Here is a 25,705-nt window from a genome sequence, read left to right as displayed (position 1 = left end):
TTTTCGGCATAGCATAGTAAGGGTTCCTGATCCTGGATGCCGCAGATTGTGGTGGAAATCAACAGACGGGTAAACCGTCGGCCTATTCTTGAGCCTCCAAGGCGACCATTCACGGTCGATCTTGCTGCGCTATTGTCCCGGCAGTTCGCTCAAACGTCAGAGCCATACGCTCGAACATACCCTCAATGGTCGCCGTTTGTGCATCCGGCTCTTTGACGCCGTGAATAGCTGCCAACAGCTCGGCGCTCACTTCCCGGAACCGGAGGTTACTGTCGCCACGCGCACTCATCAGATAGGTGTCTGCCAACACCTGCTGCCACTCGGCAAGCTTTGCATCCACGGCAGCGCTGCGATGGCTCTTGATGCGCTTACGCAAGCGAATGGACATGTGGCCAATGTTCAAGCCAGTAAAGCCCAAGTCCGTCATGTTGCGGTTGGAATTGCCCGATCCCTGGTCATAGTTGGCAAGGCGCAGAAGGCGCTCCCCCATGCGGCCGTTAAACCAGTTCTCGGGCCGCCGCTGATAATCAATGCCTGTCAGATCCCGAGCCGTTGCCTTGAGCAAACGACGCTGCATTAACTGGCCATCCGGAGGCGTGATCAGTTTGAATACCCAGTAAAGAATGCTGATGCCCACAAAAAGACCCAGAGCGTTGCTGGTCGCGGCCTCCATGTTGAACGTCATATGATTGCTTGGCTGAACGATAAGCGTGAAGGGAATACAGAAACCCAGACCGTAAGGCAGAGTTGGCCTGTCTGCAAGCGCCAGCAGGCCGATAAAATAAGGACCGGCAAGCACCAGCACCAGCATCTCGAAGTCTCCACTGCTTCTCGACAACAGCCCCAGCCCGAAAAGCAGCGCCACCGGAATTGCGACCACTACCCCGAGTAGCAAGCGACGCAAGATAAACGTCAACACCACCAGGGAGAAGCGGGCAAACATCACAGAAAACACTACTGGCATAATCATCAGCATTATGGCCGCAGGGCTGCCAGTGCCCAGCCATATCGCCGCTCCGACCACAAAGACGACCGCTGTCCGGAAGCCGTTGACGGCACCGATCAATGGATCCCGGTGGGTTTTCAGCCTGGAGGCTTTCAGCAACGTCTGATCGCGGTTTTCAAGCGCATTATAGGCCCGCAACACCATGACCAAATCGGCCACCAGCTCCACTGCGGTCTGAGTGAGACGGATCACGATGGCAGATTCATTCACATACGCCGCCCTGTGCTCCAGCAGTGCCCGCCTCAGAGCCTGAGCCTGACGATAGGATTCCTCGTAGCTGTCCGCTTCTGCAACCTTGATGAAATGGTTTCGCATGTCAGCCAGCAACTTACTGAACGCCGGCGAGACCAGATCCGGGTGGTTACGCGGAAAGCGCCCCATAATCTGCGTGACCGCCAGCAACGACATCACCTTGTTGCAGAGCAAGTTAGCCGCCCGACTCCGCCCCGGTCCCTCAGGCCCTTCATAGGCGACCGCGCTGGAATCATCATTCAGCACAACCAGGGTTTCCAGAATCTGATCCGCATGCTGGTGGCGCTGTTCATGCGTGCTGCCCGGATCCAGCTCCAACGAAAGGTATTCAAGCGTTTCGTTAATCACATTGCGAGCATTATTGCGAAGGCTGTCTTTGACCGTCACCGGCCATAGTAGCTGGCTGACCAACATCGCACAGATTGCGCCCACGGTAATTTCACTGATACGGGCCTGGGCTATGTCAAATACCGCCCGGCTGTCTGCCACACTGGGGTTGGCCATCACCAGTATGACCACCAGGCCGGCCGTCATTCCAGACATGGCAAACGCGTATATGAAGTTGTTGTTGTGCACCATGGAGGATGCGGCGGAATTCAGGCCGATCCACAGTGTGAGACTGCCAAGTGCCAGAAGAGGATAAGGCATGAAAAAAGCCAGGATCAGAATCCCCGCGCCGCCACCAAGAACGGAGCCAAAAATCTGGCACAGAGCCTTTTCAATCACCAGTCCACTTTCCGGGCGAATCTGCAGGAAAATGGCCGACACCAGCGCCCAGTATGGTCGATCAAGCTGCAGATACATGGACACCAGCAAGGCCAGCGCCATGGATATCACCCCTTTCAGGGCAAATATCACCGCGTGCCTGTTTGGCATCAGAAGCTGGGCCAGCAGCGGGTGGAGCGTCATGAAAGTGGCTCCGTTACTCTTTGTCCGAATCTGTTTCCAGATCAGCTTCCAGATAAATGGAAACCGTCATACCAGCACTGATATTCACATCGTCGGGAATCGGATCAAGCGCTACTTCAACCGGAATGCGCTGGGCAAGGCGCACCCAGTTAAAAGCCTGCTGCACCTGTGGCAGCATCTGGTTATCACTGCTGGTATTTGAATCCGCTATACCGCGAGCAATACTGACCACCTCACCCGTTAACTTTTCACCGCCAGACAGTAGAGTAATCCTGGCCTTCTGCCCTACTCGCACCATCTGCAACTTGGTTTCTTCAAAATAACCGGTCACATAAAAAGAGTCGTTTTTGATCAGCGACAATACCGCAGCCCCCCGGGATGCATAGTTGCCTTGCCGCAGGGTCAGGTTGTTAACAATGCCGGTTTCCGGTGCGAGCACTTTTGTCCTTTTCAAGTCGATCCTGGCCGTGTTGAGTTCTGCCTCCGCCAGTTGATAACTGGCTTTAGCTGACTCGGCGCGAATACGGTACGCCTCCAGGCTTTCTTCGCTGAGGGCCTGACGATCAGACATTCGCTGTCGGCGTTCATACTGATGCTTGGCCAGATCCCAGGCTGAGCGTTCTTGAGCAAGCCGGGCTTCACTCTCCGCAAGTTCTGCCCGGTAGCGGATATCGTCAATGGTGAAAAGAGGGGCACCTTCACTGACCGCTTGGTTGTTTTTCACATTCACCCCGGTCACCCAGCCGGACACATCGGGTGCGATGGTGATGACATCCGCCCGGATCCGGCCATCCCGCGTCCAGGGCGAATAAAGGTAGTAATCCCAGACCCAGGTTCCGGCCACAGCCGCAGCAGCAACCACCAGCAATGTCAGTCCAATACGCAGCAGCTTTTTCATGAGAGCCCTTTAATCCCCGAACAAATAAACAATAGCAGCCAGATAGCAGACGAAGACAGCCACATCGAACCAGGCTTCCTTCCAGATATAGCGCCGCAGACCCAGATAATGCAGAATCAACCGCGTGGCAGCGGCCAGAATAAACGCCAAAGGCACCAGCACCAGTAAAGGGCTGAACAGCATTCCACCAATACTCATCTCGTGAAGCATGACATCCTTATTCTCGACGTTTTGCCATCGCAATTTGCGGTTAAGTGTTTGATGATAGGTCTAAGATTACAACAAACAGGCGGTACATGCGCATGAAGCGAGTTTAAGAAAATGTCGTCAGCAACAGTATTTGCAGTCTTCGCCGCTGCCTTCATCGCACTGGCCGTTTTCTATCTGTTCTTCTACCGCTCCTGGCGGCGAGAGCGGGAACTGAAACAGCCCTTCCAGAAGGCCTGGCGAAAGCACCTGCAATCAACAGTACCTCTGTATCGTCAACTACCGAAGCAACTTCAGAAAACTCTGGAAAAACAGGTACAGCTGTTCCTCGCCGAAAAGAACTTCTGCGGATGTGATGGATTCGAAGTGAATGACCGCGTGCGGGTAGCTATAGCCGGGAACGCCTGTCTTCTGACCATCATGCGCTCGTATTCAGATTATGATGAAGTTCGCAGCATTCTTGTTTACCCGGATGTGTACCGGGTGCAAGCCTCGGAACGCGACGGCATGGTGGTTGGCGTCAGCAATCAGGTGCGGGCAGGTGAAGCTTCATCTATGGGGCAAGTGGTATTAGCCTGGTCGGAATGTGAAAGCGCGGCCATGCACCCCCAAAGCCCACACAATGTAATCCTCCATGAGTTTGCGCATCAGCTTGATTACCTGGATGGAACAGCAGACGGGGCACCGCCTCTCAGCGGAGAGCAGGCCAGAGAATGGCAACAGACCATGACCATAGCCTATGACAACCTCCGGCACTCATTGAGACACCACCGCAAAAGCTGGCTCGACCCCTATGGCGCCACAAAGCCCGCAGAGTTCTTTGCGGTGCTGACAGAAACCTTCTATCAGCAACCGCAACACCTGAAAGAGCAACAGCCAGCGGTGTATGACCTGCTTCGCGACTTCTACAGAATAGACCCTGGCGAGCTAGCCCGGAGCTAACCCGCCAGAAATACCCCTTAAGCCGTGAGGCCAAGACTCTCCGAGTCTATCTCGATGCAGCGATCCAGCAGCTCGAGGTAGCCAGCTTTGGCTTTAAGCTTGGTCTGGGCGTGCGCTCTCATGTTCAGCTTCCGGAATCCCTGAGCCAGTTCGTTTGCTCGGCTCAGAAGCTGATCCGGTGCGACAACTTCATCGAGGAAACCAGCAGATACAGCGCCTTCCGGGTTGTAAATTTCGGCATTGATAACCGAACGGTAAAAGTGAGCAGGTGCCAGGCGGTGCCGTGCAATTTCAATGCCCGCGTTGTGCATGGTCATGCCGATAGCCACTTCATTGAGCCCCAGCTTGAAACTGCCCTCAATGCCAACACGGTAGTCCACAGACAGCATGATAAATGCACCCTTGGCAATGGCGTGGCCGCTGCATGCACCGATTATCGGAAACGGGAAAGCCGCCAGGCGGCGGGTGAACTTTGAGCCCACAGAAACCAACGCAGCCGCTTCTTTCATGCCCTTCTGCATTTCCTTCAGATCATAGCCACCGGAGAAAATACCCGGCTGCCCGGTCAGGATAACCACTGCCTTATCCTGTTCTGCCTGGTCGAGAGCCCTGTTCAGCTCTTCAAACACTTCATGTCTGAGCGCGTTCGCTTTACCGTTGGTAATAACGATTGTCGCGACACCATCGTTCAGCGCGTAATCTACAAAGTCCGTCACCGGCGTGTCCTCTTGGTGGAGTTGTGTCTGAATCCGCCGAACTTTGCCAGCTTATGCGGGCCGCCACAAATCATTCTTCACCGGGTGCCGGTTTCTTTCGAGGCCGATCAGGTGCGGCGCTGGAGCGTCATCCGCAGCTGGGCCCCGAAACCTTTCCTGGAGGACAAGGGTATCAGGTAACTGTCACCATCAGACTCGGCCTTGCTTCCACCACGTTCACTCCAATGTTCGTCAGTGGTGACATAGCGCAGATTCCAGCCGTCTCCGGCCGGGGTCATTTTCAGTGTCAGCGTGTCCCGGTAAAGGTATTCGCCCTCCACCCTGTGCTCCGTCCACAGCGCACCGTCAACAAAGTAATCCGTCGCGGAGACAGCAAGCTCAACGGTCATCACCAACGTTCGCCCACGATCGACCGTAATTTTCGAACTATCAAGGAAAGTGGAGAACAGCATCGGAGAGCGGGCAGAATTCAGCCCTGCCTGCTTTGGTTTCATCATTTCATCAAACTTCCGCAGCACGGCACTGAAGGTTTCCCTGCGCCTTTCGGTCAGTCGAAAACTGCGCGCTCCCCGGGGCGACACGGTGGCTTCAAAATAATAGGAAGCACGAACCCGTCGGCCTTCCTTCCTCGCCTTCTCCACAGACGGTGGCAGCGGCAGCGATTCAACATCCAGAACGCCGTCCACGCGGACATCACCGAACAGGAACCGCACCATGTTCTGGTAGCCATCTTCGGAATTAACGATGCCATAAGGGCCGCTGTGGCTGCGATACACAAAAGCTCTGGGCGCACCCTGGACCGTGGCATTCTCGATGGCAACCAAACCGTCACTCATCTTGCCAGCAAGCCACTTCGAGACACCTTTGGCCGCTCCATAGTCTTGCTGATTGGTACCGACCAGACAGAAAAACCGATCCGGGTCGAATTTGCCATCCAGAGAATCCACTCTTTCCGGTTTGCCATCCAGGCTCAGATAATCTGCCATGGTTTCGCGATTGAAATTGTTGATATCCCAGAGCCCGAGAAACGAAGGTACATTAATTCCGGCCATCTCTATGCCGTTGTGTGGCGTGGCATAGGTAAACACCTTATCCACAATTTCTCGTACTGCCGGGGTGCTGATTCCGTCATTCTGCAGCAGGCACCGGCACACCAGGCCGCCCATTGAGTGTGCCACAAGGTGCACGCGGAATTCCGCCAGAAGCGCCTTGTCCTCGCCGCACAAATGTTGCCGGACATTCAGAATCAAATCCCTTAACTGCAGCGCCGCCGCGGGAATGGAAAGAGGCTTACCATCACCGAAATCCCTGTCCGCCTGATCGTAGTACCGGTAGATAACCACGGTCTTATTGGTAATGTCCCGGTCGATCTCGGCACCGTCAGAGAAGGCATCGGTATAGCCGTAATCCTTCATCAGGCGCATCATTGGTGATTCGAAGACCTGCTTGTAGACGCTCCCATCCCATGACTGACGGACCTTTGTCGCGCCCAGGTTAAAACCCATATAGGGCATGGATACGGTATCGGCAATTTCACTGGCGGTCATGGCGTAGCCACGAACGTAAATGATGGGGTGGAACTGACTCATGAGGCATGCATCCTTTCAGGCTGATCCTGCCCTGCACACATGCGATATCCGTTCCGGAAAATTCTTTATGGAGAAAAGGCCAGCACTTGCGCGGCGCCAGCTCAGGCAGGTTTAGCGAAAGTGTAAAAAAGGCTGACGGGCGAAGCCCTGAAACTCAGAAAAAGTAATACCAAATCATTTGTATCACGATCAACAAAGCTACCAACGGAAAGATGAACCGCGTGAGATTGCCATAGTTGCGCTCCTCACCTTTGGGTGCATATTTCTCAACCAGAGGCAGAATAACGATCAGCGCCAAAAACAGAATAACAAGAATGATCAGCAGTGTTCCCATAACGAAACTCCTTGAATGCCGGCTTTCGTGCTCGCCCGGCATGAGCATGAATTTCCTGCATGTGACTTATCCCGGAAATCTGTGGATAACTTTGTGAAAAGGAGCGGGACAAGTAAGCTCGGGCCAGTTAAAACGGGCGTTCGACAAATATGACCGTTAACTGACCAGGCTACTTGTTGATCACCTGTTTTTTGCACTCACTCGATCATCAGGCGACGTATTTTTCAATAACCGTTACTTTGTAGCCACTGATTGATCTGCCCCTGATTCATAGCGCCGCTCTGACGAGCCAGTTCGCGGCCATTACGAAACAGAATCAGTGTCGGAATACTGCGAATGCTGTATTGCCCTGCCGGCCCCGAGTGCTCCTCGGTATTGAGCTTGGCGAAGCGAACCTTTCCCCGCCAACCGCGAGCTGCCTGCTCAAACTGTGGTGCCATCATTTTGCAGGGGCCACACCAGCTCGCCCAGAAATCCACCAACACGGGCAAATCGCTGCGACCGGTATGCGCAGCGAAACTCTGCTCGGTCAGCTCAAGCACGCCCTCTGGCCATAAGGGCTTTTTGCAGGCTCCGCAATTGCCGCCAGATGCCAGGCGAGCCGCTGGCACGCGGTTTATCTTGTCGCAATGGGGACACACTACATGTTTAACGTCGTCACTCATGAATTCACCTCACAGCACGTTTAATCGATCACCCTAGAAACTGGAAAGCTCATCCTGCAGGTCTTTCTTCAGTTCGTCCGCTTCGGTTATCCACACGGTTTTATCAAGGCCCGGAAATACGCCCACCTGCAGCCCGTCTTTTGACAAGCCCGGGACCCATTTCTTGAAGAAATCGGGCAGCGAGATGCTCTTCGGAGTCAAATCGTCTGAACCCTTGGCGTAGGCAACGGCGAATTCCGAGCTGGGCCAGACCGGCAAGTGCGCCACTCCGTCATCTTCAGACACGATTGACAGAAAACGGTTCCCGGAATTGACCAGTATCCAGATCTCCCGCTCCTCCATCACTTCGCTCAGAAAGTAGTCGTATCGCTCTTCACCGCTCAACTCGAGCACACTCGTTAACTGCTCATCACTCATAATCTGAATCTCTGTTTAATAAATGAGGCTCATGGAGCCTGAATACTGGCACGCTGCGCTTTTCGGTACACCCAGGCAAGGCCCAACAGGGCAAGCCCCAGCCCCATAAAGGCTGCAACCCGCCAAAGCCCTTGCAGGCCGGCCATATCGATCAGGAAAATTTTGCCGATGACAATGCCCAGCAGAGCCATGCCCGCCTTGTACAAGACAATATGGGCACTTTTCGCCGAATAAACCGTGGCGTAGATAATTGCGGCGATGGCGTAAAGCATGCCGACAACCGAATAGGTATACAGCTCGCCCTCTGTCATGCCGAACCACAGCGCCATATCGCTGCCTTGCCAGAGCTGACGGATTTCCAGGGCAGTGAACAGGAGAAAGCTCGCAGCTGCAACACACAACGACCAGAGCCGGGGCGCAATCTCCGGAAACCGGCTGACAACAAGCGCCAGAAGCACCGGGCCACCAAAGGCAGGCAGCAGCATGTTGAAAATGGGCATACTGCCAATAGCGCCGCCACTCCACCAAGGGTTGTGCAGGGTAAGAAGCGTGAGATAGCTGGCTCCCGAGAGCGCCAGCAGAATCCACGAGAACAGCCGATAGAGCCAGGCCAGCGACTGGCTTGCCTTGGCACGAACCGCGTAAGTAACACTCAGTGCACCCCAGAGCAGCGTGTTCATCGTTGCCTCGGCAAGGCTGTATTCGTGGATGAAAATATCGCCGTCGTAAAGCCAGTAACGCAGCTCGGCGCCCAGGAACAGCACAAGCAGGTGCAAGGTTGCACCTTCCAGCCAGGGGCGAATCGAGTGGCTTTTATCGGCAAGCCTGGCTGCAACCGCAGCAAGCAGCGTTGCGCCGCCGTAGGTCCACAGCGACCAATGAACACTGGCATCATAGCCCTGCAACCAGGGGTTGAAGGTCAGTCGCGCGACAACAAGCGCCAACACACCTTTCAGCAACAGGTATAGCTCTGGCATTTGATAACGCCGCGCCAGCCAGGTAAGGCTGACGAACTGAACCGATAATGCCAACGTGAGCGACGCTTCGCGGAAGGCCATAACCGTGGCCAGCGAGTAGCTGACATGCGCCGCCAACAACGCCCAGACCACGCCATTCCCGTAACGGGCACGCCCTTCCATTCGCCAGGCGAGAACGCCGTAAACACCGCCAAGCAGCAGAGTGGCCACCGCCCACACCGCTGACATCTCGCCATAACCGTGCAGCAGAAGCCAGCCAAGCACCAGCCAAACCAGCGGCGAAAGCAGCGTCAGCGAAGCCCAACGTCGCTGATTGGAGTATCGCTCCCATAGCCATAAACCGATGCCGGTGGTGATTATTGCTGCGGCAATAAGGTAGCTGACAAACCCCGCTTGCTGATTCAGGGGTATCTGTGCCAGATACACGAAATCACCGTCCATCCTGCCCATATAAAGCAGCCAGCCGGCGGCGCTGGCCAAGACTGCGCCCCAAGGCAGGAACCAGAGCAATCCGCGACTCTGGGGGATCAGGGATGCCACAGGCAGGATGAGCAGCCTGCTCCACAGCGCTGGGTTATCACCGGACTGCTGAGCAATCGAGATACCCCATATGGCCAATAGCGGCAGAAACGCCTCACGCATACGCGATGGCGCCGCCTGCTCCTTGCCGGGCAAGAATGCAAAAACCACAAACAGTGCTGCCAGATACCAGGCCGTTGCCATTGCAGCCGCCGCAGCAGCCACTGTGACGGCCCACCACAGTAATGCGCCAGCGAGCGTGGCGTACCACAGCCAGTCGCGAAAGACGTAACGCATTAACAGGAGTGAGCTGAAGGTAATCAGGAAACTGTAGGAAAGTACAAAGGCAACGCTGCCACCTTCACCGCCGATCAACAGAGGCACAAGATAGGCACCGCTCAGGCCCATGATAGCCAGCAAGGGGCCATGTATCAGAGCCAACGCCATAGTCGCCAGAGACACAACTGCCAGAACGATTAACCCGGCTACAGGGCTGATTAGCTCATAGTGGTGAACACCTGCGAGCAATGCCGCATACAAGGTAATACTGCCTCCGCCGGCCAGCGCAGCAAATACCTGATCAGTGCTCATATGACGCCGGCGCAGGAACTCCGCGCCTGCATGCAGAGCAAGACCTGTGGCCAGAGCGAGCAGCAATTGCTGCACAGGGCTAATCAACCCGGCACTGATGGAATGGCTGACCATAAAAATACCGGCCAGTGCCACACTCAGGCCACCAAGCCAGACCATCCAGTTTTCTTTCAATGCCTGGCTGATGCGGGAGTAATCGCGGGCAGTTGCTCCGGGCGCGAGCCAGTCGTTTGTTTCAACCGCGGGCTCGTCAACAGACTCCTTCGCTGCTGGGGTGAAGGCTGGCTCCGGCTCAGGTGATTGGGCATACGTTAGGCCAGTAGGTTCGACCCAATGCTCAACCGGGCGCCTGAGATTCTCAATCTCCCGACGTAACTCTGAAACCTCATGGCCCAGAGCCTCAATGCGAGAGGAGTGGATGTTCCGTTGCCGAAAGGCCAGAAAGCCAAGAACGGAACCCACAGGTATGAAAAGTGCGAGGCCCACGCCAAGAAGAATGAGTATTGCTTCCAAGTCCCTTTTCCCTTTTCAAGAATCCCGTCAGATGCGGCGTGAACCGCCGGTGAAGTGCGCAGTCTATCTTCTTGGGAGCGATAGCTCACCTGGAAAGACACTACCCAAAACCCGCACTTTACGTTAAGGTCAATTTTGCCAGATCTCAGCCGGTTTTACCCAAACCGAAAAGGCTGGCAACGGGAGCATCATTGCAACGCCGGCAGGGTTGCATAAAGCGTTCTATACTTTGGCAAAACGCCGGCAGATAGAACAAGGCTCCGAAAATTAACGAGGCCCTCACAAGGGGCATTCTGTTCCTCAAGCCCTCACCCCAGGAAGAGGATTATGACAACAACAAAGTCCAAAACCGTTTATACCCCTGTTTTTACGGACGGTGCAGAGTTCCGCATTCCAACGTTCAAACTCCTGAAGCAGGACGGCTCGCTCTACAAAGGCGGCAAAGCGCCTGACATCGACAAAGAAAAAGCTCTGCGAATCTACCGTGCGATGGTTACAACCCGCGTGCTGGATGAGCGCATGCTTGGCGCCCAACGCCAGGGCCGCCTGAGCTTTTACATGCAGTGCACCGGCGAGGAGGCTTCCGTTATCGGCAGTACCGCCGCGCTGGACGACGCCGACATGATCATGGGCCAGTACCGTGAGCAGGGTGCGCTGGCCTATCGCGGCTTCACCATTGACGAGTTCATGAACCAGTTGTTCGGCAATGAACTGGACTACGGCAAAGGCCGCCAGATGCCGGTACATTATGGCTCCAGCAAGCTCAATTACATGACCATCTCGTCGCCGTTAGCCACGCAAATCCCCCAGGCGACCGGCTATGCCTATGGCCAGAAAATGGCCGGTGACGGACATTGCACCATTGTCTATTTCGGTGAGGGCGCAGCCTCGGAAGGCGACTTCCATGCTGGCCTTAACATGGCTACCGTACATCGGGTACCCGCTATTTTCTTCTGTCGCAACAATGGCTATGCCATTTCCACCCCCGCTGATGAACAGTTTGCCGCCGATGGCATAGCACCCCGTGGGTTTGGCTACAAAATGGATACCATTCGTGTAGACGGTAACGACATTCTGGCCGTTTACCAGGCCACCGAAGCCGCCCGCAAACTGGCGGTTGAAGAGAACCGCCCGGTTCTGATCGAAGCCATGACCTATCGCCTGGCCGCGCACTCATCCTCCGATGATCCATCTGGCTATCGCAGCAAAGATGAAGAAGCCGTGTGGCGCGAGAAAGACCCGATCCTGCGCATGCAAAACTGGCTCAAAAAGCACAAATGGTGGAGCGAGGACGAAGAGAAAGAATTGCAGGAACGCCTGCGCCGTGAAGTGCTCGAAACCATGAAGCGAGCCCAGAAGCTCCCGCCTCCCCCGCTGGAATCCCTGATAACGGATGTGTACGACGATGTGCCGCCGCTGCTGAATGCGCAGTTCGAGAAGCTCAAGGCACACATCCGCAAATATCCGGACGAATATCCCAAGTCGGCTGCTCACGTTCAGGGAGGGGCATAACATGGCGAAGATGAACATGCTGCAGGCCATCAACGATGCGCTTGATATCGCGATGGCTGCCAACGATAAGGTTCTGTGCTTTGGTGAGGATGTGGGTGTTTTTGGTGGCGTATTCCGTGCCACCAGCAATCTGCAACAGAAGTACGGCAAAGATCGCTGCTTCAATACGCCCCTGGTAGAACAGGGCATTATCGGGTTCGCCAACGGTCTTGCGGCTCAGGGCTCATTCCCTGTGGCCGAGATTCAGTTTGCGGACTACATCTTTCCCGCCTTCGACCAGATTGTTAACGAGTCGGCCAAGTTCCGCTATCGTTCCGGCAACCTTTTCGATGTGGGTGGTTTAACTATCCGAACGCCCTACGGCGGCGGTATTGCGGGTGGCCTTTACCACTCCCAATCTCCGGAAGCCTATTTCGCCCACACACCTGGCCTGAAAATTGTGGTACCACGCAACCCGCACCAGGCTAAAGGGCTGCTACTGGCTTCCATCAACGACCCCAACCCCACCCTGTTCTTTGAGCCAAAACGCCTGTACCGCGCCTCCACAGGCGAGGTGCCGGAAGGCGAATACCAGTTGCCGCTGGGTGAAGCCGAAGTTCTGAAGGAAGGCACCGATGTGACGGTGCTCGGCTGGGGCGCCCAGATGGAAGTGATCGAAAAAGCCGTCGAAATGGCAGAAAAAGAAGGCTTCTCCTGCGAAATTATTGATTTGCGTACGATCCTGCCCTGGGATGTGGAAGCCGTCGCCAAGTCAGTGCTTAAAACCGGGCGGCTGGTGATCACCCACGAAGCACCCCTGACGGGCGGCTTTGCCGGCGAGATAGCCGCCACCATCCAGGAGCGCTGCTTCCTGTATCTGGAATCCCCGATCGCACGAGTCACCGGGATGGACACACCCTTCCCGCTGGTGCTGGAGAAAGAGCACTTCCCCAATCACCTGAAGGTCTATGAGGCCATTCGGGAAAGCATCGAATTCTAGGCTGATATCCGGACAGGAGAACGATTATGAGTGATTTTATACTGCCCGATATCGGCGAAGGTATCGTGGAATGTGAGCTGGTCAAATGGCTGGTGAGTGAAGGTGATCTGATCGAGGAAGATCAGCCGGTCGCAGAAGTCATGACCGATAAGGCGCTGGTAGAGATTCCCGCCCCCTACAAGGGACGAGTGACCCGCCTGTACTGGAAGGAAGGCGACATCGCCAAGGTGCATGCGCCGCTGTTTGAGCTTATTGATGAAAGCGGTGAAGGCTCTGGTGAACAGCCCAAGGCCAGCGAAGAAAGCGAGAAAAGCGCAGAGCCAGAGGCAAAGCAGGCTGACACTCAACAAAAGCCGGAAGCAGCTGCAACGCCCGTTGCAAAATCTGCCACCTCCCCGGAGGATCAACGGACTCCCGCCAGCCCCGCTGTGCGCCGCCTGGTTCGAGAGAACGAACTGACGCTGGGAGATATCGAAGGCTCGGGCAAGGACGGTCGCGTACTCAAAGCCGATGTGCTGTCGCATATGGAACAGCCTGCTTCAGGAGGTTCGTCGGTATCAGAAAGCCGGCCACGAAGACCTGAAGCGCAAAACCAGGAAGTCCGCATAGAGCCCATAAAAGGCATGCAGGCCGTAATGGCCAAGCGCATGGTGGCGTCTGCATCGACCATTCCGCACTTCAACTTCAGCGAAGACATTGATGTTACCGAATTGCTGAGCCTGCGCCAGCAGCTAAAGCCGGAAGCCGAAGCCCGGGGCTCACGCCTCACGCTGATGCCGTTCATCATGAAAGCGATCGCGCTCGCGGTTCGTGAATACCCGGTGCTCAACAGCCAGGTCAACGAGGATGTTACCGAGATCCACTACCAACCCCAATGCAACGTGGGCATGGCCGTGGACAGCAAAATCGGGCTGCTTGTACCGAACGTTAAAAACGTGGGTCAGCTTACCCTGCTGGAGATTGCTGACGAGGTAACCCGGCTGACCGAAGCGGCCCGGGAAGGTCGGGTAAGCCAGCCGGATCTCAAAGGCGGCACCATAACCATTTCCAACATTGGCGCACTGGGCGGCACCTACGCCTCACCCATCATCAATGCTCCGGAAGTGGCTATTGTGGCTTTGGGCCGCACCCAGAAGCTGCCGCGCTTTGATGCCAACGGGCAGGTGGTGGAGCGCGCGATCATGACGATCAGCTGGGCGGGCGACCACCGAGTTATTGACGGCGGCACCATCGCCCGGTTCAACAATCTGTGGAAGGGTTACCTGGAGTCTCCGCAATCCATGCTGCTCCACATGGGCTGACCGGAATGGCGCCACCGAACCAATCATCGCCAATGCCGCAGTCGCCGCAACCGGCGCCGCTACAGCAATTCTACATCCCGGAAGAGCAGTCGGTTTACCTGCTCAGCCATGACGATGCGAGAAAGCTGAAAGACTGGGTTGCGCTGTGCACAACCCAGCTCAGGCAGATGGGCTACGCCGACATCGCGATGATTGGCAAGGGCGCTTACGGCTTTGTGTTTTCCGGCCGGTTGCCACTGGAAGGCGCGCGGGATCTTGAGCATGTATTTAAGTTCACGCGCATCACCCTGCCCCAGCACCTGCATGACCGGCTGGAAGACGAAGCCTATATTCTGGAACAGGTAGAGCACCCCCGGGTGCCCCGCCTGATCGCTTTCCACCGAGCCGGCAAGCAGCCGATTCTGGTCATGGAACGGGCGCCCGGCTTTAATCTGGAGGAAGTATCACTCCAGCAAGGCCGCCTGAGCCCGCGCCTGATTATCCGCATCGCCGATCAACTGGCCGATATCCTACGCAATCTGCGGCGTGAATCCGATAACGGAAAGCGCCCTATCGTGCATGGGGACATCAAACCGTCCAATCTGGTGTTCGATGCCCAGAGCGAGAATATCGCCCTGATTGACTGGGGCTCCTCAGTATTTGCCCAGCTGGATGCCAACCAGCAGTTCCTCAGCCCCAGCGTGATGGAGCTGATGTCTGACAACCTGCAACAGACCAACGCGCGCCTGGGCGACGTTTACTTCATTGGCGAAGAACAACTCTATGGCGGTTTGTCGTCTCCAAGGTTTGACGAACAAGGCGCTGCCGCTACGCTCTACGCGCTGGCCTCCGGGCAATCCTGTCGCTTTGGCCATCAGGCAATACCCGCCACCTCGCTTGGCTTACCCATGGAATTTGCGCGCATGCTGGAAGGCATGCTCGACCCGGACCCTGCCCTGCGCATGCGCGCCGGCGACCATTACCTGAAGGAGATGCCTCGTATGGGCCGAACGGTGATGATTGACCTGCCAGAACCCGCACCCATCCCCCTGGTGCCCATCTGGACGCGAATCTCCGAACGGGAGATCGACACCGTGGTCTACAGTTCCCGCAAATCCTTTCTGCGACAGGAGGGTGCGCCGGAAACCCTGAATGACGTTAACGACGTGCAGCTCGATCGCTACTACAAGAACTTCATGCAGGGCATGGGAGAAACCGAAAAAGCATTCCTCGCCGCCGTCAGCCGGCTTGGCCGTTATCCGGTAGAAGGCGGGCTCGCTGTGCGCTGGGAGGCTGATGGTATCTACGTGGATACCTCTTTGAACCTGCACGACCCGGAGCTCAAAAACGCCTTCACCACGGCCGTGAACAACATGGTCAACCTGGCTCAGGCAATCTATCGCCAGGGTATCTTCAAAAGCTGCCTGTTCAACGCCCGGGACACCCTGCACATAGAGCGCGACGAGCCCGAGCAGCCATTTGTTGCGCCGCCAGATATGCGGCTGCCGTATCAGGTGAGCTCGGCACCGGAAGTGGAAGATCGCTCACGGGTTCACTCCTATTTCGAGGACGGGCCGGATCCGGAAGAATTTCTGGTGCTGCCGCAAACCATCATCAAATCCCTCGAAGCGCTTAATACCATTCGCCACACCGGTATGATTATCTTCGAGGCCCTGCCCCGGCATCTCAAAATCCACAGTCAGTACCGACTGCTGGATCCGGAAAAGGAAGACGAGTTTCGCCAGAGGCTGAACGAAATCCTGGCTGCCGTGGATCAGATCACCGGGCTGGGCGTGTCGGGCTTTATGAAAATGCCCTACAAGGACACCCGCTTCTTCCCGCACATCGAACGCCTGCCGGAACGCTATTACCCCCGGAATCCCAGACAGGAAGCCACAGAGGCACGCTAGTCACAGCCAGACATCTTATCTGCTTCGCAAACCCGCCTGATTGGTTTACGATGCGCCGCTTTACAGTGCTTCTGCTAAAACCATCAGGCTGCCATGTCCTCAAATTATCTGTATACCGACCTGTCTGGCTATTACGACTTAATGTGTGCAGACATCAATTATCATGCGCAAAGCCATGGTATCTACAGGCTGCACCAGCTTTTCGGCAATGAGGGCAAAAGCCACCTGGACCTGGCCTGCGGGACCGGACCCCATATTCGCCATTTTCTCAATTTTGGATACCAGAGCAGCGGTCTGGACATAAACCAGCCCATGCTGGACCAGGCGAAAAGCCGGTGCCCCGAAGCACAGTTTTCATTGGGCGACATGTGCAACTTTGAGGTTGATGAACCTCTGGATTTAATCACCTGTTTTTTGTATTCCATCCATTACAGCGATGGCATCGAAAAGCTGAAACAGTGCATTGCCAGCGCACATCGCGCACTAAAATCGGGTGGTGTGCTTTGCTTTAACTCAGTTGATAAAAACAAAATAGATAACAACCTGTTTGAACGACATACCGCCAGGCAAGAGAACAGCCTTTTTACCTTCAGCTCTGCATGGCACTACTGTGGCGAAGGTGAGCAGCAATCCCTTAAGCTCAGCATCACAAAAACGACGGAAGACGTCACGCAATCGTGGGATGACGAACACCCTATGGTGGCTTTGAGCTTTGAAGAACTCACGAAAATCCTGCAACCGTATTTTGACGTCCATATCCTTGAACACGACTATGAGAAGATCATTCCCTGGGACAAGGCATCAGGAAACGCGATCTTTGTATGCGTAAAGGCATGACCTCGCCACTGGATTTTCCAGACCAGCACTGGTAACTTTCCGCTCAGATTTATCACCCGATAAACATACCTTCAAGGATTGAAGATATGCCCCAGGCAAACGGATTGCAGTTCACCGCGCGTGTCGGTGAACTTCCCGAAGATGGTTTTTCTGTCGTCAGCTTTGCACTCACCGAAGGCCTCTCGCAGCTTTTCCATGGCCGCCTGATCATGGCCAGCACCGATCCCGGAATTCAGGCCTCTGACATACTGGAACAACCGGTCGATCTGGTGGTCTGGCAGGATGGCATTGCCCTTCGCCGCTTTACCGGCGTAGTGAGCGAATTTGCCCGGGGCGATACTGGCCAACGCCGCACCCGTTACGAACTCATCATGCAGCCGCCCCTGTGGCGCTTGGGGCTGATGCACTACAGCCGTATTTTCCAGGCTCAGACCACAGACACCATCGTGCGCACTCTGCTGGAAGAGCGAGGCATTGTGGATTCGGTGTTTGATCTCAAACGCGCCCCACAGGAACGGGAATACTGCGTCCAGCACCGGGAAAGCGATCTGGCGTTCATTGAACGGCTGGCCGCAGAGGAAGGCTGGCATTACCGCTACCAGCACGGCCTTATCCTTGCCGACCACCATGGCGATGCGCCCAGACTGGAAGCCGCCGAATATAACGGCAAAGCGGGCGGAAGCACCAAACAGCCAGCGGTGTTCCGCTTCCGCTATGAAGAGCGGGTTCGCGCCACCTCCGTAGCCATGAAGGACTACACCTTCAAAAACCCCGCTTACGCCCTGATGCACGAACAGAGCTCTTCCAGTACCAACCACCGGCAGGACTATCAGCACTTCGACTACCCGGGCCGGTTCAAAGCCGATGCCAGCGGCCAGCCGTTTACCGAAGCCCGGCTGGATGCCCTCAGAAACGACGCCAGCACCGCCCACGGCGAAAGCAATCGCCCGGATTTCACCAGCGGCGCCAAAGTGGCACTCACCAACCACGACAGCGATAAACTGAACCGGGACTGGCTGCTTACTGCCATCACCCACGTGGGCGAACAACCCCAGGCACTGGCAGAAGAAGGCGGCTCTGAACCAACCACCTATCACAACCTGTTCAGCGCTGTCCCGGCAAGCAAAACCTGGCGGCCATTGTGCAATCACCGCCCTCTCATGGACGGGCCCCAGATTGCCATCGTTACCGGCCCCGAAGGCGAAGAGATTCACTGTGACGAATTTGGTCGGGTAAAGGTCAGGTTTCCCTGGGATCGGCGCCAGCAGCAAAGCAAGGTAGAGAGCACCGAGCACAGCAGTGCCTGGCTCCGGGTCAGCCAGGGCTGGGCCGGCGGCCAGTATGGCTTCATGGCACTGCCGAGAATCGGCCACGAAGTGATCGTCTCCTTCCTCGACGGCGACCCGGATCAGCCCATCATTACCGGCCGAACCTACCACGCCATCAACACACCGCCTTACACGCTGCCGGAACACAAAACCCGCACTACTCTGAAAACCCAGACCCACAAAGGCGAGGGCAGCAACGAACTGCGCTTTGAGGACGAGGCGGACAAGGAGCAGATCTACATCCACGCTCAGAAAGACCTGGATCTGCTCACCGAAAACAACCGCACCGAAGTCATCAAGAACGACAGCCACCTGACCGTTGAGAGCGACCGCTTCAGTCACGTAAAGAGCAATGATCACATCACCGTTGATGGCGAACACCGGGAAAAAATCGGCGGCGACTACAGCCTCACGGTTAACGGCAGCCACCACAGCAAATTCGGCAAAGCTCAACTCATCGAAGCCGGCAACGAAATCCACCACAAAGCAGGCATGAAGATTGTTATTGAAGCCGGTGCAGAAGTGACGCTGAAAGCCGGTGGCAGCTTTGTGAAGGTGGATCCGAGTGGCGTAACCATTTCCGGGCCGCTGGTGCGGATGAATTCGGGAGGTGGGCCGGGGAACGGGAGTGCGGTAGCTGCAAAGGCACCGGGGTAGAGCCCGTTCCTCTCGCAAGAAGTTTGCCGTTTCTCCGGCCTGCGCTGTGTCTCAATACAGTATCTAAGCTATTCTAGTTACCTTAGACAATTTTCCATCAGACTCGATCTTGCGGCAACACAAGCGTTTCTGGATGGCTAAAGGAAAGTGGAATGAGTGACCCAGAAACCAATCGGGATACCTCCGCCAAAAAGCAAGCTCAGAAGGCTGCGGACGAAAAGGAGGCTCGCGCCAAAGTCCAGGATCGCGAATCCCGCGAACAGACAGCAACGTCTAGCGAGAAGTCACTGACTCGCAAAGAACGCGATACGGTAGCCGAACATACCAATCTATCGTCGCTGACTGTCTACTCCATCATTCTCCGCGAGGGCGAAAATGAGCTAAAGCGCCCGAAAATCTCGCTCTGGTGGTCCGGTGTGGCAGCGGGAATGGGAATTTCAACCTCGGTTCTCGTCGAAGGAATCATCCGCGCCAACCTAGGTTCAGACCACCCCTATCTGACGTTGATTGAAAGCCTGGGCTACTCGTTCGGGTTTGTCCTCGTGATCCTGTCCCGGCTTCAACTGTTCACTGAAAACACCATCACCGTCGTGCTGCCGGTTCTGGCCCAGCCGACGTACAGCCGGTTCTATTGTATTGCCCGCCTTTGGGGAATTGTGCTTGCCGCCAATTTGTGTGGCACATTTATTACCGCCGCCATGGGCGTCCACGGGGGCATCCTTCCCGCCAACACCCTTGCGGCGATCATGGAGATTTCGCGTCACTTGGCAACTATGACTCCGGTCGAGACGCTTCTGCGCGGTATTCCATCAGGCTTTTTCATAGCGGCTATTGTATGGATGTTGCCCTCGGCGAAGAGATCCGAAGTGCTGGTTATCGTCATGTTTACCTGGCTGATCGCGGCCGGTGACTTTACCCATGTGATCGCCGGGTCAAACGAAATTTTCATTCTGGTGCTGAATGGGGAAATGAGCATCTTTACAGCCTTGATCTACCATATTTCACCGGTACTCATCGGCAACATTATCGGCGGTACAGGCTTGTTTGCGATGCTGGCCTATGGCCAGGTTCATGAAGAAATGTGATACGACTTGTAGGGATAATTTCTGCCACGAAATCTCCCTATATGATGGCTAACGCCTGAATCAGGTGCGCTATAAGTGTCACCTGGATTTTCTTCTCAGCTCTTTTTTAGCTTTACTAACCAGTTACCTGGGAGGGAAGCCACAGCTAAATCAAGAAACTTAAGTGGCTGCCGCTTGGAAATATCACTACTTCACCGCCTTCCTGCCAAGGTTGAAACTTGATCATGACCTGCTGGAACACAGGGTGTTCCAGCCAATCCCTCAGCCATTGCTGCAGATCCGGATAGGGCAGGCTGTAAAACACCTCCCGATCTACGTGGGCGAACTGGCGGACGAAAGGCAGGATGCCGATATCAGCGATGCTGATGTTGTCCCCCAGCAGATACCGATTCTTGCCCAGTAAATTCTCTAACTCCTGCAAAAATACCTCGCCCTGTTGCCGGTACTCCAGCTGGCTTAGTTCAGGATGGCGATCGGCGTACTTATAGCGATCCAGCCAGTGTTTAAATTCGTTATCGTTTCGGTCGAGCAGGGCCTGAGCGCTTACCAAGTCGACGTTGAGCAAACCCTGCGGATCTTTCTGTTGCAGCGCCCAGTCCAGTATTTCTCTGCTTTCCTCGATAACGAGTCTCTTAGAGCTATCACCCTCGGCCAGCTCCAGAACGGGAACCGTGCCTTTAGGACTGATAGCCAGCATCTGCGCTGGCTTGTTTTTCAGCACTATCTCCCGTAACTGCACTTTCTGCTCGGCAAACAAAATACCGAGCCTAGCGCGCATAGCGTATGGACAACGACGGAAGGAGTACAAGCGAGGCAGATGCATTGCTCTTCCCTACTGGTGCGTCAGCGCGTAGTCGATCCCCGCACACACCGCGACAGCCTGCGCCGCATTGCATTGCCCGGGGGTGACACGGGGGCTGTCGGGATAGACCTCGGTAGTGGTCTTGAAGGGGGCGCTGGTGATACTGGCGCACAGGCCCAGCTGTTTGAGCGGGTACTGGATAACGCCCCGGGCTACCATCGGTGAGCCAAGGATCTCCCCATTGTCGTCAGCCGGGGCGATATGAGTGACCGTCTCCACCGACTCAATCACCGCCTGCTGAAACTCAGAATGAGGGTTCTCGCTGTCATCGACCAGATAAAAGCCATCGGGAATCTCACCCGGCTCGAAGGGCTTGCCATCCCGTGCCGCTAATGCCGGGCGAAACTCGGTTTCGTCGGTATCGGTGGTTTCGTGCAGGTCCATATGCAGCAGTGCACGGTCGCGAATCGGGGCTACCAGCCGCATAAGTGCCGCCGACTCCTCAGCCGGACTGTCATGGCGGAACGAGCGGTTCGGGTCGACCGCGTTCGGGTTCCAGCGATGGATGCGCTCGTAAGCCCAAGGGCTGACACAGGGCGCAACCAGCAAGTTGACGCGGCCCGCGTAATCCGCCTCATACTGATCGACAAACTGCAGCGCGCCGTGGACACCGCTGGTTTCATAGCCGTGTACCCCGCCCGTTACCAGCACGACCGGCAGATCATCACGCCAGTCGCGGCTCCGGATCGCCATCAGCGGATAACTCTCGGAGCCATAGTCCAGATGGCCATACTGCTCCACGTCAAAGCGCGGGCGCAGGCGCTCGATCACACTCAACACCTCGGACTCGTAGCTACGTTGACGGGTCTGCCGTGACAACCACTCTGCGCGTTCCGCGTCGCCCCAGGGAGCGCCGGGCGTACCGATTGGATAGGGTGCGGGAGCCGTGTTCATATCGCTTTTCTCCAGTGATGGCCAGTGCTGACGGGCATTCTAGCATCCGCGCCTAAAGCCGCAATGGAGAAGCCGTCGCCGTGCCTGCGATTGCTATGCATATGGCTCTGACCAGACGGCATATTCATTGCCATTTGGATCACTGAAATGAAAACGGTGACCGCCCGGGAAAGGGAAAATATCCTTGACGATTTTTCCGCCAGACAACTTAACTTTCTCGAGAGTTGCTTCCAAGTCGGTGCTGAAAAGGACGATCAATACACTTCCTTTGTCAGTCGTGGCCACATTGTCTGACTTGAAGAAACCACCATCCAGTCCAGCGTTTTCGATCGCTACGTACTCGGGGCCGTAGTCTACAAACGACCACCCAAATGCATCACCAAAGAATTTTTTCGTAGCTTCAAGATCCCTGGAGGGCATCTCAACATAATTGATCTTCCCGGTTTCTTTCACAGCTTTCTCCTTGGTGCATAACGCCGAACGAAGCGGCGCGTCTCACGCGTCCGCCTTCCGTGACTTGTTAGGCTTAATTATCACTATCCTCTTTTTTACTGAGCCGCTTGATGATCTTTTCAATAATTTTTGCTTCAGTTTCAGTGAACTGAGCCTCCTCTCCTTGAGGAGCATTCTTGATTTTCTTCTTCAGCTGGTACAGCCGATAACCGCCGTAGCCAAGTCCAGCGGCACCACCGACAGCTAAAGGTACCCATAGCGGAGTTGTGGGGGATAAACCGGGACAGATTTATTTCTGGCTCTGATTTATTTCTGGCCCTCAATTGGCGCACGATTCCTGCTCTTGAGATGCCTTAAATAAATCTGTCCCGGTTTTTCGGTTTCATTGGTATCTGTGCGGGTGCTAAAAAAGGTAATACCGTTTATCTCACCAAAGAACATGGCATCCACTGCGCCGGTATGATCGATGCTCCTGACCAGCTTGGCGGAGCCGTCACTACCGAATCGATAAAGCCCCACATCATAGGATGTCAGATTAACCAGTTCACTGTAGGTATAGGTCGCAGGCTGCTCGTTATCCACAGATGAACTAACAGTGCCGTCCCCACAGGCGGTCAACACAGACACGGACAAACACAGGGTTATATAACGTTGGAGCGAAATTCCCGAGCGGAAAATATTTTTCATTTTATCTTCTTATTAAGTCAGCCGGACAGGCCCGAATGGACAACATAACCAACTGTTGGCGAAGGCATTTAACTGCCAAAAATCCGTCAAACCGATCGCAGACGCGAAAGGAAATCCAGAGTCAGGGTCGTGCATTTTGCCTTTAATAGCCGGGTAACGAAAGATGCAAATCCCGGGACTTACCTCCGGCGTTCATAACCCATTAAATAAATCTGTCCCGGTTTTTTCGGTCTTTAGGAAACGGTCCACTTTCTTCAGGGACTCATCCAGGGACAGTATCGTTTTTGCCTGCCGGATATCCCGGTCCAGTTCGGCTTCGGTCTCTGCCTCGTCCCGCTCGTGGTGTGCCTTCAAGTGATGGCGGACCAGTCGTCGCAACTTCTCCCGTTTCTCACCCAGCTCCTTGAAGGTACCGGACCATTCCTTGGCGGCGTTGGAGGACATCTTGCAGCCGTCGATGGCAAACAGCTCATTACCCAACAGGCCCTGTTCGTGGCACACCAACAACACCTGCTCGAACAGCTCTTCAATTTCATCAGCGTGGTGGCTGACGAACTTGGCCAGGGTGGTGAAATGAGGAACGGTGTCGCAGGACAAGGCTTTGAAAATGATGTTGGTCTCGCAGCACCACTGGATCTCTCGGCTGGAGGTAATGCCCTTGGAGTAGGCGAACAGGATGATCTTCAGCAGAATGGCCGGATCGTAGGTCGTACAGCCGGTGTCGTCGTTGCGGTACTTGGGAAGAAACACCGACAGATCCAGCTTGTGTTCAATCAGGTAATGAACGGCGTGTTCAAAGGTGCCGGGCTGAAGCTGTTCCTGATAGTTGATCACGACCATGGCATCCTGGTCGTAGTTGTAGTGCTTGAAACGAGGCATGCCGACGGCTCCTTGTCTGTTTGCTCAATGCTACCAAAACCAGTCTGATTTGGGGTTTTTCTACAGCCTCAACGCTGACGTAACGGGCCGGTTTGGAGCGCCAGCGGAAAACCGGTCCCGGTGACGCATTGGTTATCGATCGCCGCACTCCCCGATCTTCTCGAGCAGCCAATCGGCCAATGATGTTGGCACTAGGAGGTCTAGAGAGCCTGTGCTCCACCTCCCTACACCCTCATCGTGTAACAGCCCCTTTGAAATAAGTTCGGAGCAATACATTTTTAAAGCGGCTTCAGAAAGGTGATGAAGGCTATCGATCAAGGGAGGCACATCATCAATAATTTTATTTTCAGTGACAGATATGACCCTCAATCCCTCAAAACTTTCCCTGTCAGATACCCTTAAATTTGTAATTATTGTCAGAATTTGTATGTGAGTATCAGTTAGATCTGAGATTAGGCGAACCGCTGCTTCTGTTTCATCCCACTGTCGATCACCGACGAGGCAATTTCCAACCAATCTAGCAAATCTTTTAATTCTTTCTTCAGATCTTGTTCTCACCACGTTCTCATACGTAGCTTGGAATAAGTCGAAAAAACCCTCTTCATCCTCCTTTTCAATGGTGCAGCTCTCGAGTTTCTCCAATCGCCGACCGATCTCCTCAAGAAAAATTTCGGTACGCTTTTGGACAAACTCCTGTCCCCTTTTACTCAGAATTAAATCTATCGTGCTTCCTACGTAGGGCAACGCCAAAACCAAAGATCTTGTTGAGGTTGAATCACCATACAAAAGAGAACCACGTATAATGAGAGGGACATCTTTTTGCGAAGCAATCTCGTTCTTTCGACTCTTGCTCACGAATTCACCTTCGATAACGTATGGCTTTGCGGCGTAACGGAGCGCCAGCGTAGGAACGTCCGACAACAGTCATTGGTTAGCTTGGTACCAATGTTTGAATGTCCTGACTGTTCAAGATTTCGAAGGCCATCTGACGTACGGCACATTCTAGGATACTGGTAAATTTAAATTCCTCACCATCTTTCTTCCCTGTGAGATTAATATTTCCGTCCTTGATTCGTTGAAACTTTTCCGGGTATTTATCTATGTGGGCGCCGCCATCTTTGTTCGCGCAAAACAGAACAAAATCTCGACGGGTAAACTTATCCATTTGAGGCATCCGGAAGATGACCTCATTCCACCACTGGTGCGCAGGTATAGGACTTGAGCGGACGACACGATCATACTGCGGGACGACTCTCATTCCCTGTGAGTCGCTCTCAAAACCTGTGAGCGTGCACGTTCCGTAGGTTTTATCAGTTTTAAAGTCAAAGGTTGAAGTCGAGATTATTTCGGTCTTTCCACGAACTTGCAGCAGCCCTAGTAAGCTTCTCGAACGACGACTCTCATGCAGCAAAATCCGTATTGTAGTGGCAATCCTCGGTGCCTCGTCTTGGTACCCGGCATCGAAGGCTTCTGCTGAACGAGTCAAGTACTCCAACTGTTTTTTCAACTGCCGTTCAAGCTCATCCTGATCCATAGAAGCCCTCCCTGCTAACAGCTAATTCAGCGACAAATGACATCTATCCCGCCGGCGCCTAATTCCGCACCAGCGTTCGTCGTCCTTTCGCTTTAAGTTTTATAAATCAGTGTACTACAGGATAGACCAGGGGAGCGCCCCGTGGAAATAGGCATCATTTGTCTTTTATTCGCGAGGCTTCTGTGTCTTTTAATCACGAAATCTTCACTAATTTATTACTATAAATCAATTAGTTGCAGTTTTCTCATTGGGCCGGGGGGATAAGCAAGGCGG

Annotated in this window: 23 protein-coding genes and 1 pseudogene; 8 read left to right on the top strand and 16 right to left on the bottom strand. The window is 54.7% G+C overall.

Annotated elements, in window-relative coordinates; translation table 11 throughout:
• Window positions 1–109: 109 nt before the first annotated feature.
• Genes BUA49_RS07215 through BUA49_RS07205 form a run of 3 tightly spaced genes read right to left on the bottom strand, consistent with a single transcriptional unit; the run spans window position 110 to window position 3,275 of the window.
• Window positions 110–2,167 carry an FUSC family protein gene (locus BUA49_RS07215; protein ID WP_072796504.1) on the bottom strand — a complete coding sequence of 686 codons (2,058 nt, stop codon included), beginning with the start codon at window positions 2,165–2,167 and terminating at the stop codon, window positions 110–112.
• 13 nt (window positions 2,168–2,180) lie between these two features.
• Window positions 2,181–3,065, bottom strand: a complete 885-nt coding sequence (locus BUA49_RS07210) for an efflux RND transporter periplasmic adaptor subunit (protein ID WP_072796503.1) — start codon at window positions 3,063–3,065, stop codon at window positions 2,181–2,183.
• A gap of 9 nt (window positions 3,066–3,074) precedes the next feature.
• On the bottom strand, window positions 3,075–3,275 hold the full coding sequence (locus tag BUA49_RS07205) for a DUF1656 domain-containing protein (RefSeq protein WP_072796502.1): 201 nt from the start codon (window positions 3,273–3,275) through the stop codon (window positions 3,075–3,077).
• A gap of 111 nt (window positions 3,276–3,386) precedes the next feature.
• On the opposite strand from BUA49_RS07205, the gene BUA49_RS07200 reads away from it, so the two are divergent.
• Window positions 3,387–4,214 (top strand): M90 family metallopeptidase, encoded by an 828-nt coding sequence (locus BUA49_RS07200; RefSeq protein WP_072796501.1) that lies wholly within the window; start codon window positions 3,387–3,389, stop codon window positions 4,212–4,214.
• 17 nt (window positions 4,215–4,231) lie between these two features.
• Here BUA49_RS07200 and BUA49_RS07195 read toward each other — a convergent pair whose 3' ends face one another.
• From BUA49_RS07195 to BUA49_RS07170, 6 genes are all read right to left on the bottom strand, one after another.
• A complete protein-coding gene (locus BUA49_RS07195; RefSeq protein WP_072796500.1) occupies window positions 4,232–4,930 on the bottom strand; it encodes a crotonase/enoyl-CoA hydratase family protein in 699 nt (232 codons plus the stop codon).
• A gap of 107 nt (window positions 4,931–5,037) precedes the next feature.
• Entirely contained in the window at window positions 5,038–6,519 is a 1,482-nt protein-coding gene (locus BUA49_RS07190) for an esterase/lipase family protein (RefSeq protein ID WP_072796499.1), read from the bottom strand.
• A 154-nt stretch (window positions 6,520–6,673) separates the two neighbouring features.
• Entirely contained in the window at window positions 6,674–6,853 is a 180-nt protein-coding gene (locus BUA49_RS07185) for a hypothetical protein (protein ID WP_072796498.1), read from the bottom strand.
• A gap of 224 nt (window positions 6,854–7,077) precedes the next feature.
• A complete protein-coding gene (gene trxC / locus BUA49_RS07180; RefSeq protein ID WP_072796497.1) occupies window positions 7,078–7,518 on the bottom strand; it encodes a thioredoxin TrxC in 441 nt (146 codons plus the stop codon).
• A 33-nt stretch (window positions 7,519–7,551) separates the two neighbouring features.
• Complete coding sequence (locus BUA49_RS07175) at window positions 7,552–7,935, bottom strand: DUF2750 domain-containing protein (protein ID WP_072796496.1); 384 nt, start codon at window positions 7,933–7,935, stop codon at window positions 7,552–7,554.
• Window positions 7,936–7,964: 29 nt separating this feature from the next.
• Window positions 7,965–10,535 (bottom strand): DUF2339 domain-containing protein, encoded by a 2,571-nt coding sequence (locus tag BUA49_RS07170; protein WP_072796495.1) that lies wholly within the window; start codon window positions 10,533–10,535, stop codon window positions 7,965–7,967.
• A gap of 327 nt (window positions 10,536–10,862) precedes the next feature.
• Here BUA49_RS07170 and BUA49_RS07165 point away from each other — a divergent pair, with 327 nt between their 5' ends.
• The 7 genes from BUA49_RS07165 (at window position 10,863) to BUA49_RS07135 (ending at window position 20,123) form a co-directional block, all read left to right on the top strand.
• On the top strand, window positions 10,863–12,047 hold the full coding sequence (locus BUA49_RS07165; protein WP_072796494.1) for a thiamine pyrophosphate-dependent dehydrogenase E1 component subunit alpha: 1,185 nt from the start codon (window positions 10,863–10,865) through the stop codon (window positions 12,045–12,047).
• 1 nt (window position 12,048) lies between these two features.
• Window positions 12,049–13,026, top strand: coding sequence for an alpha-ketoacid dehydrogenase subunit beta (locus tag BUA49_RS07160; RefSeq protein ID WP_072796493.1), 978 nt, complete (start codon window positions 12,049–12,051; stop codon window positions 13,024–13,026).
• Between the two features lie 26 nt (window positions 13,027–13,052).
• Complete coding sequence (locus BUA49_RS07155) at window positions 13,053–14,327, top strand: 2-oxo acid dehydrogenase subunit E2 (RefSeq protein ID WP_072796492.1); 1,275 nt, start codon at window positions 13,053–13,055, stop codon at window positions 14,325–14,327.
• Window positions 14,328–14,332: 5 nt separating this feature from the next.
• Window positions 14,333–16,216, top strand: a complete 1,884-nt coding sequence (locus tag BUA49_RS07150) for a protein kinase domain-containing protein (RefSeq protein ID WP_139248749.1) — start codon at window positions 14,333–14,335, stop codon at window positions 16,214–16,216.
• Window positions 16,217–16,309: 93 nt separating this feature from the next.
• Window positions 16,310–17,053 (top strand): class I SAM-dependent DNA methyltransferase, encoded by a 744-nt coding sequence (locus tag BUA49_RS07145; RefSeq protein ID WP_072796490.1) that lies wholly within the window; start codon window positions 16,310–16,312, stop codon window positions 17,051–17,053.
• 86 nt (window positions 17,054–17,139) lie between these two features.
• Window positions 17,140–19,038, top strand: coding sequence for a type VI secretion system Vgr family protein (locus BUA49_RS07140; RefSeq protein WP_084063512.1), 1,899 nt, complete (start codon window positions 17,140–17,142; stop codon window positions 19,036–19,038).
• A gap of 152 nt (window positions 19,039–19,190) precedes the next feature.
• Complete coding sequence (locus BUA49_RS07135; RefSeq protein WP_084063511.1) at window positions 19,191–20,123, top strand: formate/nitrite transporter family protein; 933 nt, start codon at window positions 19,191–19,193, stop codon at window positions 20,121–20,123.
• Between the two features lie 145 nt (window positions 20,124–20,268).
• Here the strand turns inward: BUA49_RS07135 and BUA49_RS07130 are convergent, their stop codons facing one another.
• The 7 genes and pseudogenes from BUA49_RS07130 to BUA49_RS07095 all read right to left on the bottom strand — a co-directional run bounded on the left by BUA49_RS07130 (window position 20,269) and on the right by BUA49_RS07095 (window position 25,432).
• Window positions 20,269–20,946, bottom strand: coding sequence for a glutathione S-transferase (locus BUA49_RS07130; RefSeq protein ID WP_072796489.1), 678 nt, complete (start codon window positions 20,944–20,946; stop codon window positions 20,269–20,271).
• A gap of 9 nt (window positions 20,947–20,955) precedes the next feature.
• Window positions 20,956–21,879 carry a M14 family metallopeptidase gene (locus tag BUA49_RS07125; RefSeq protein WP_072796488.1) on the bottom strand — a complete coding sequence of 308 codons (924 nt, stop codon included), beginning with the start codon at window positions 21,877–21,879 and terminating at the stop codon, window positions 20,956–20,958.
• Window positions 21,880–21,972: 93 nt separating this feature from the next.
• Window positions 21,973–22,332, bottom strand: coding sequence for a VOC family protein (locus tag BUA49_RS07120; RefSeq protein ID WP_072796487.1), 360 nt, complete (start codon window positions 22,330–22,332; stop codon window positions 21,973–21,975).
• Between the two features lie 306 nt (window positions 22,333–22,638).
• A complete protein-coding gene (locus tag BUA49_RS07110) occupies window positions 22,639–22,959 on the bottom strand; it encodes a hypothetical protein (RefSeq protein ID WP_139248748.1) in 321 nt (106 codons plus the stop codon).
• 282 nt (window positions 22,960–23,241) lie between these two features.
• Window positions 23,242–23,898 (bottom strand): annotated as a pseudogene (locus BUA49_RS07105) (transposase); the annotation flags it as partial.
• Window positions 23,899–24,030: 132 nt separating this feature from the next.
• Window positions 24,031–24,753, bottom strand: coding sequence for a hypothetical protein (locus BUA49_RS07100; protein ID WP_139248747.1), 723 nt, complete (start codon window positions 24,751–24,753; stop codon window positions 24,031–24,033).
• A gap of 76 nt (window positions 24,754–24,829) precedes the next feature.
• Window positions 24,830–25,432: a hypothetical protein gene (locus BUA49_RS07095; protein ID WP_072796483.1), complete on the bottom strand. Its 603-nt coding sequence runs from the start codon at window positions 25,430–25,432 to the stop codon at window positions 24,830–24,832.
• Between the last annotated feature and the right edge of the window lie 273 nt (window positions 25,433–25,705).

Source organism: Marinobacter antarcticus (genome assembly GCF_900142385.1).
In the GTDB taxonomy this organism is placed as follows: domain Bacteria; phylum Pseudomonadota; class Gammaproteobacteria; order Pseudomonadales; family Oleiphilaceae; genus Marinobacter; species Marinobacter antarcticus.
The sequence above is the reverse complement of the archived record's forward strand: the minus strand, read 5'-3'. Positions and strand labels throughout refer to the sequence as shown.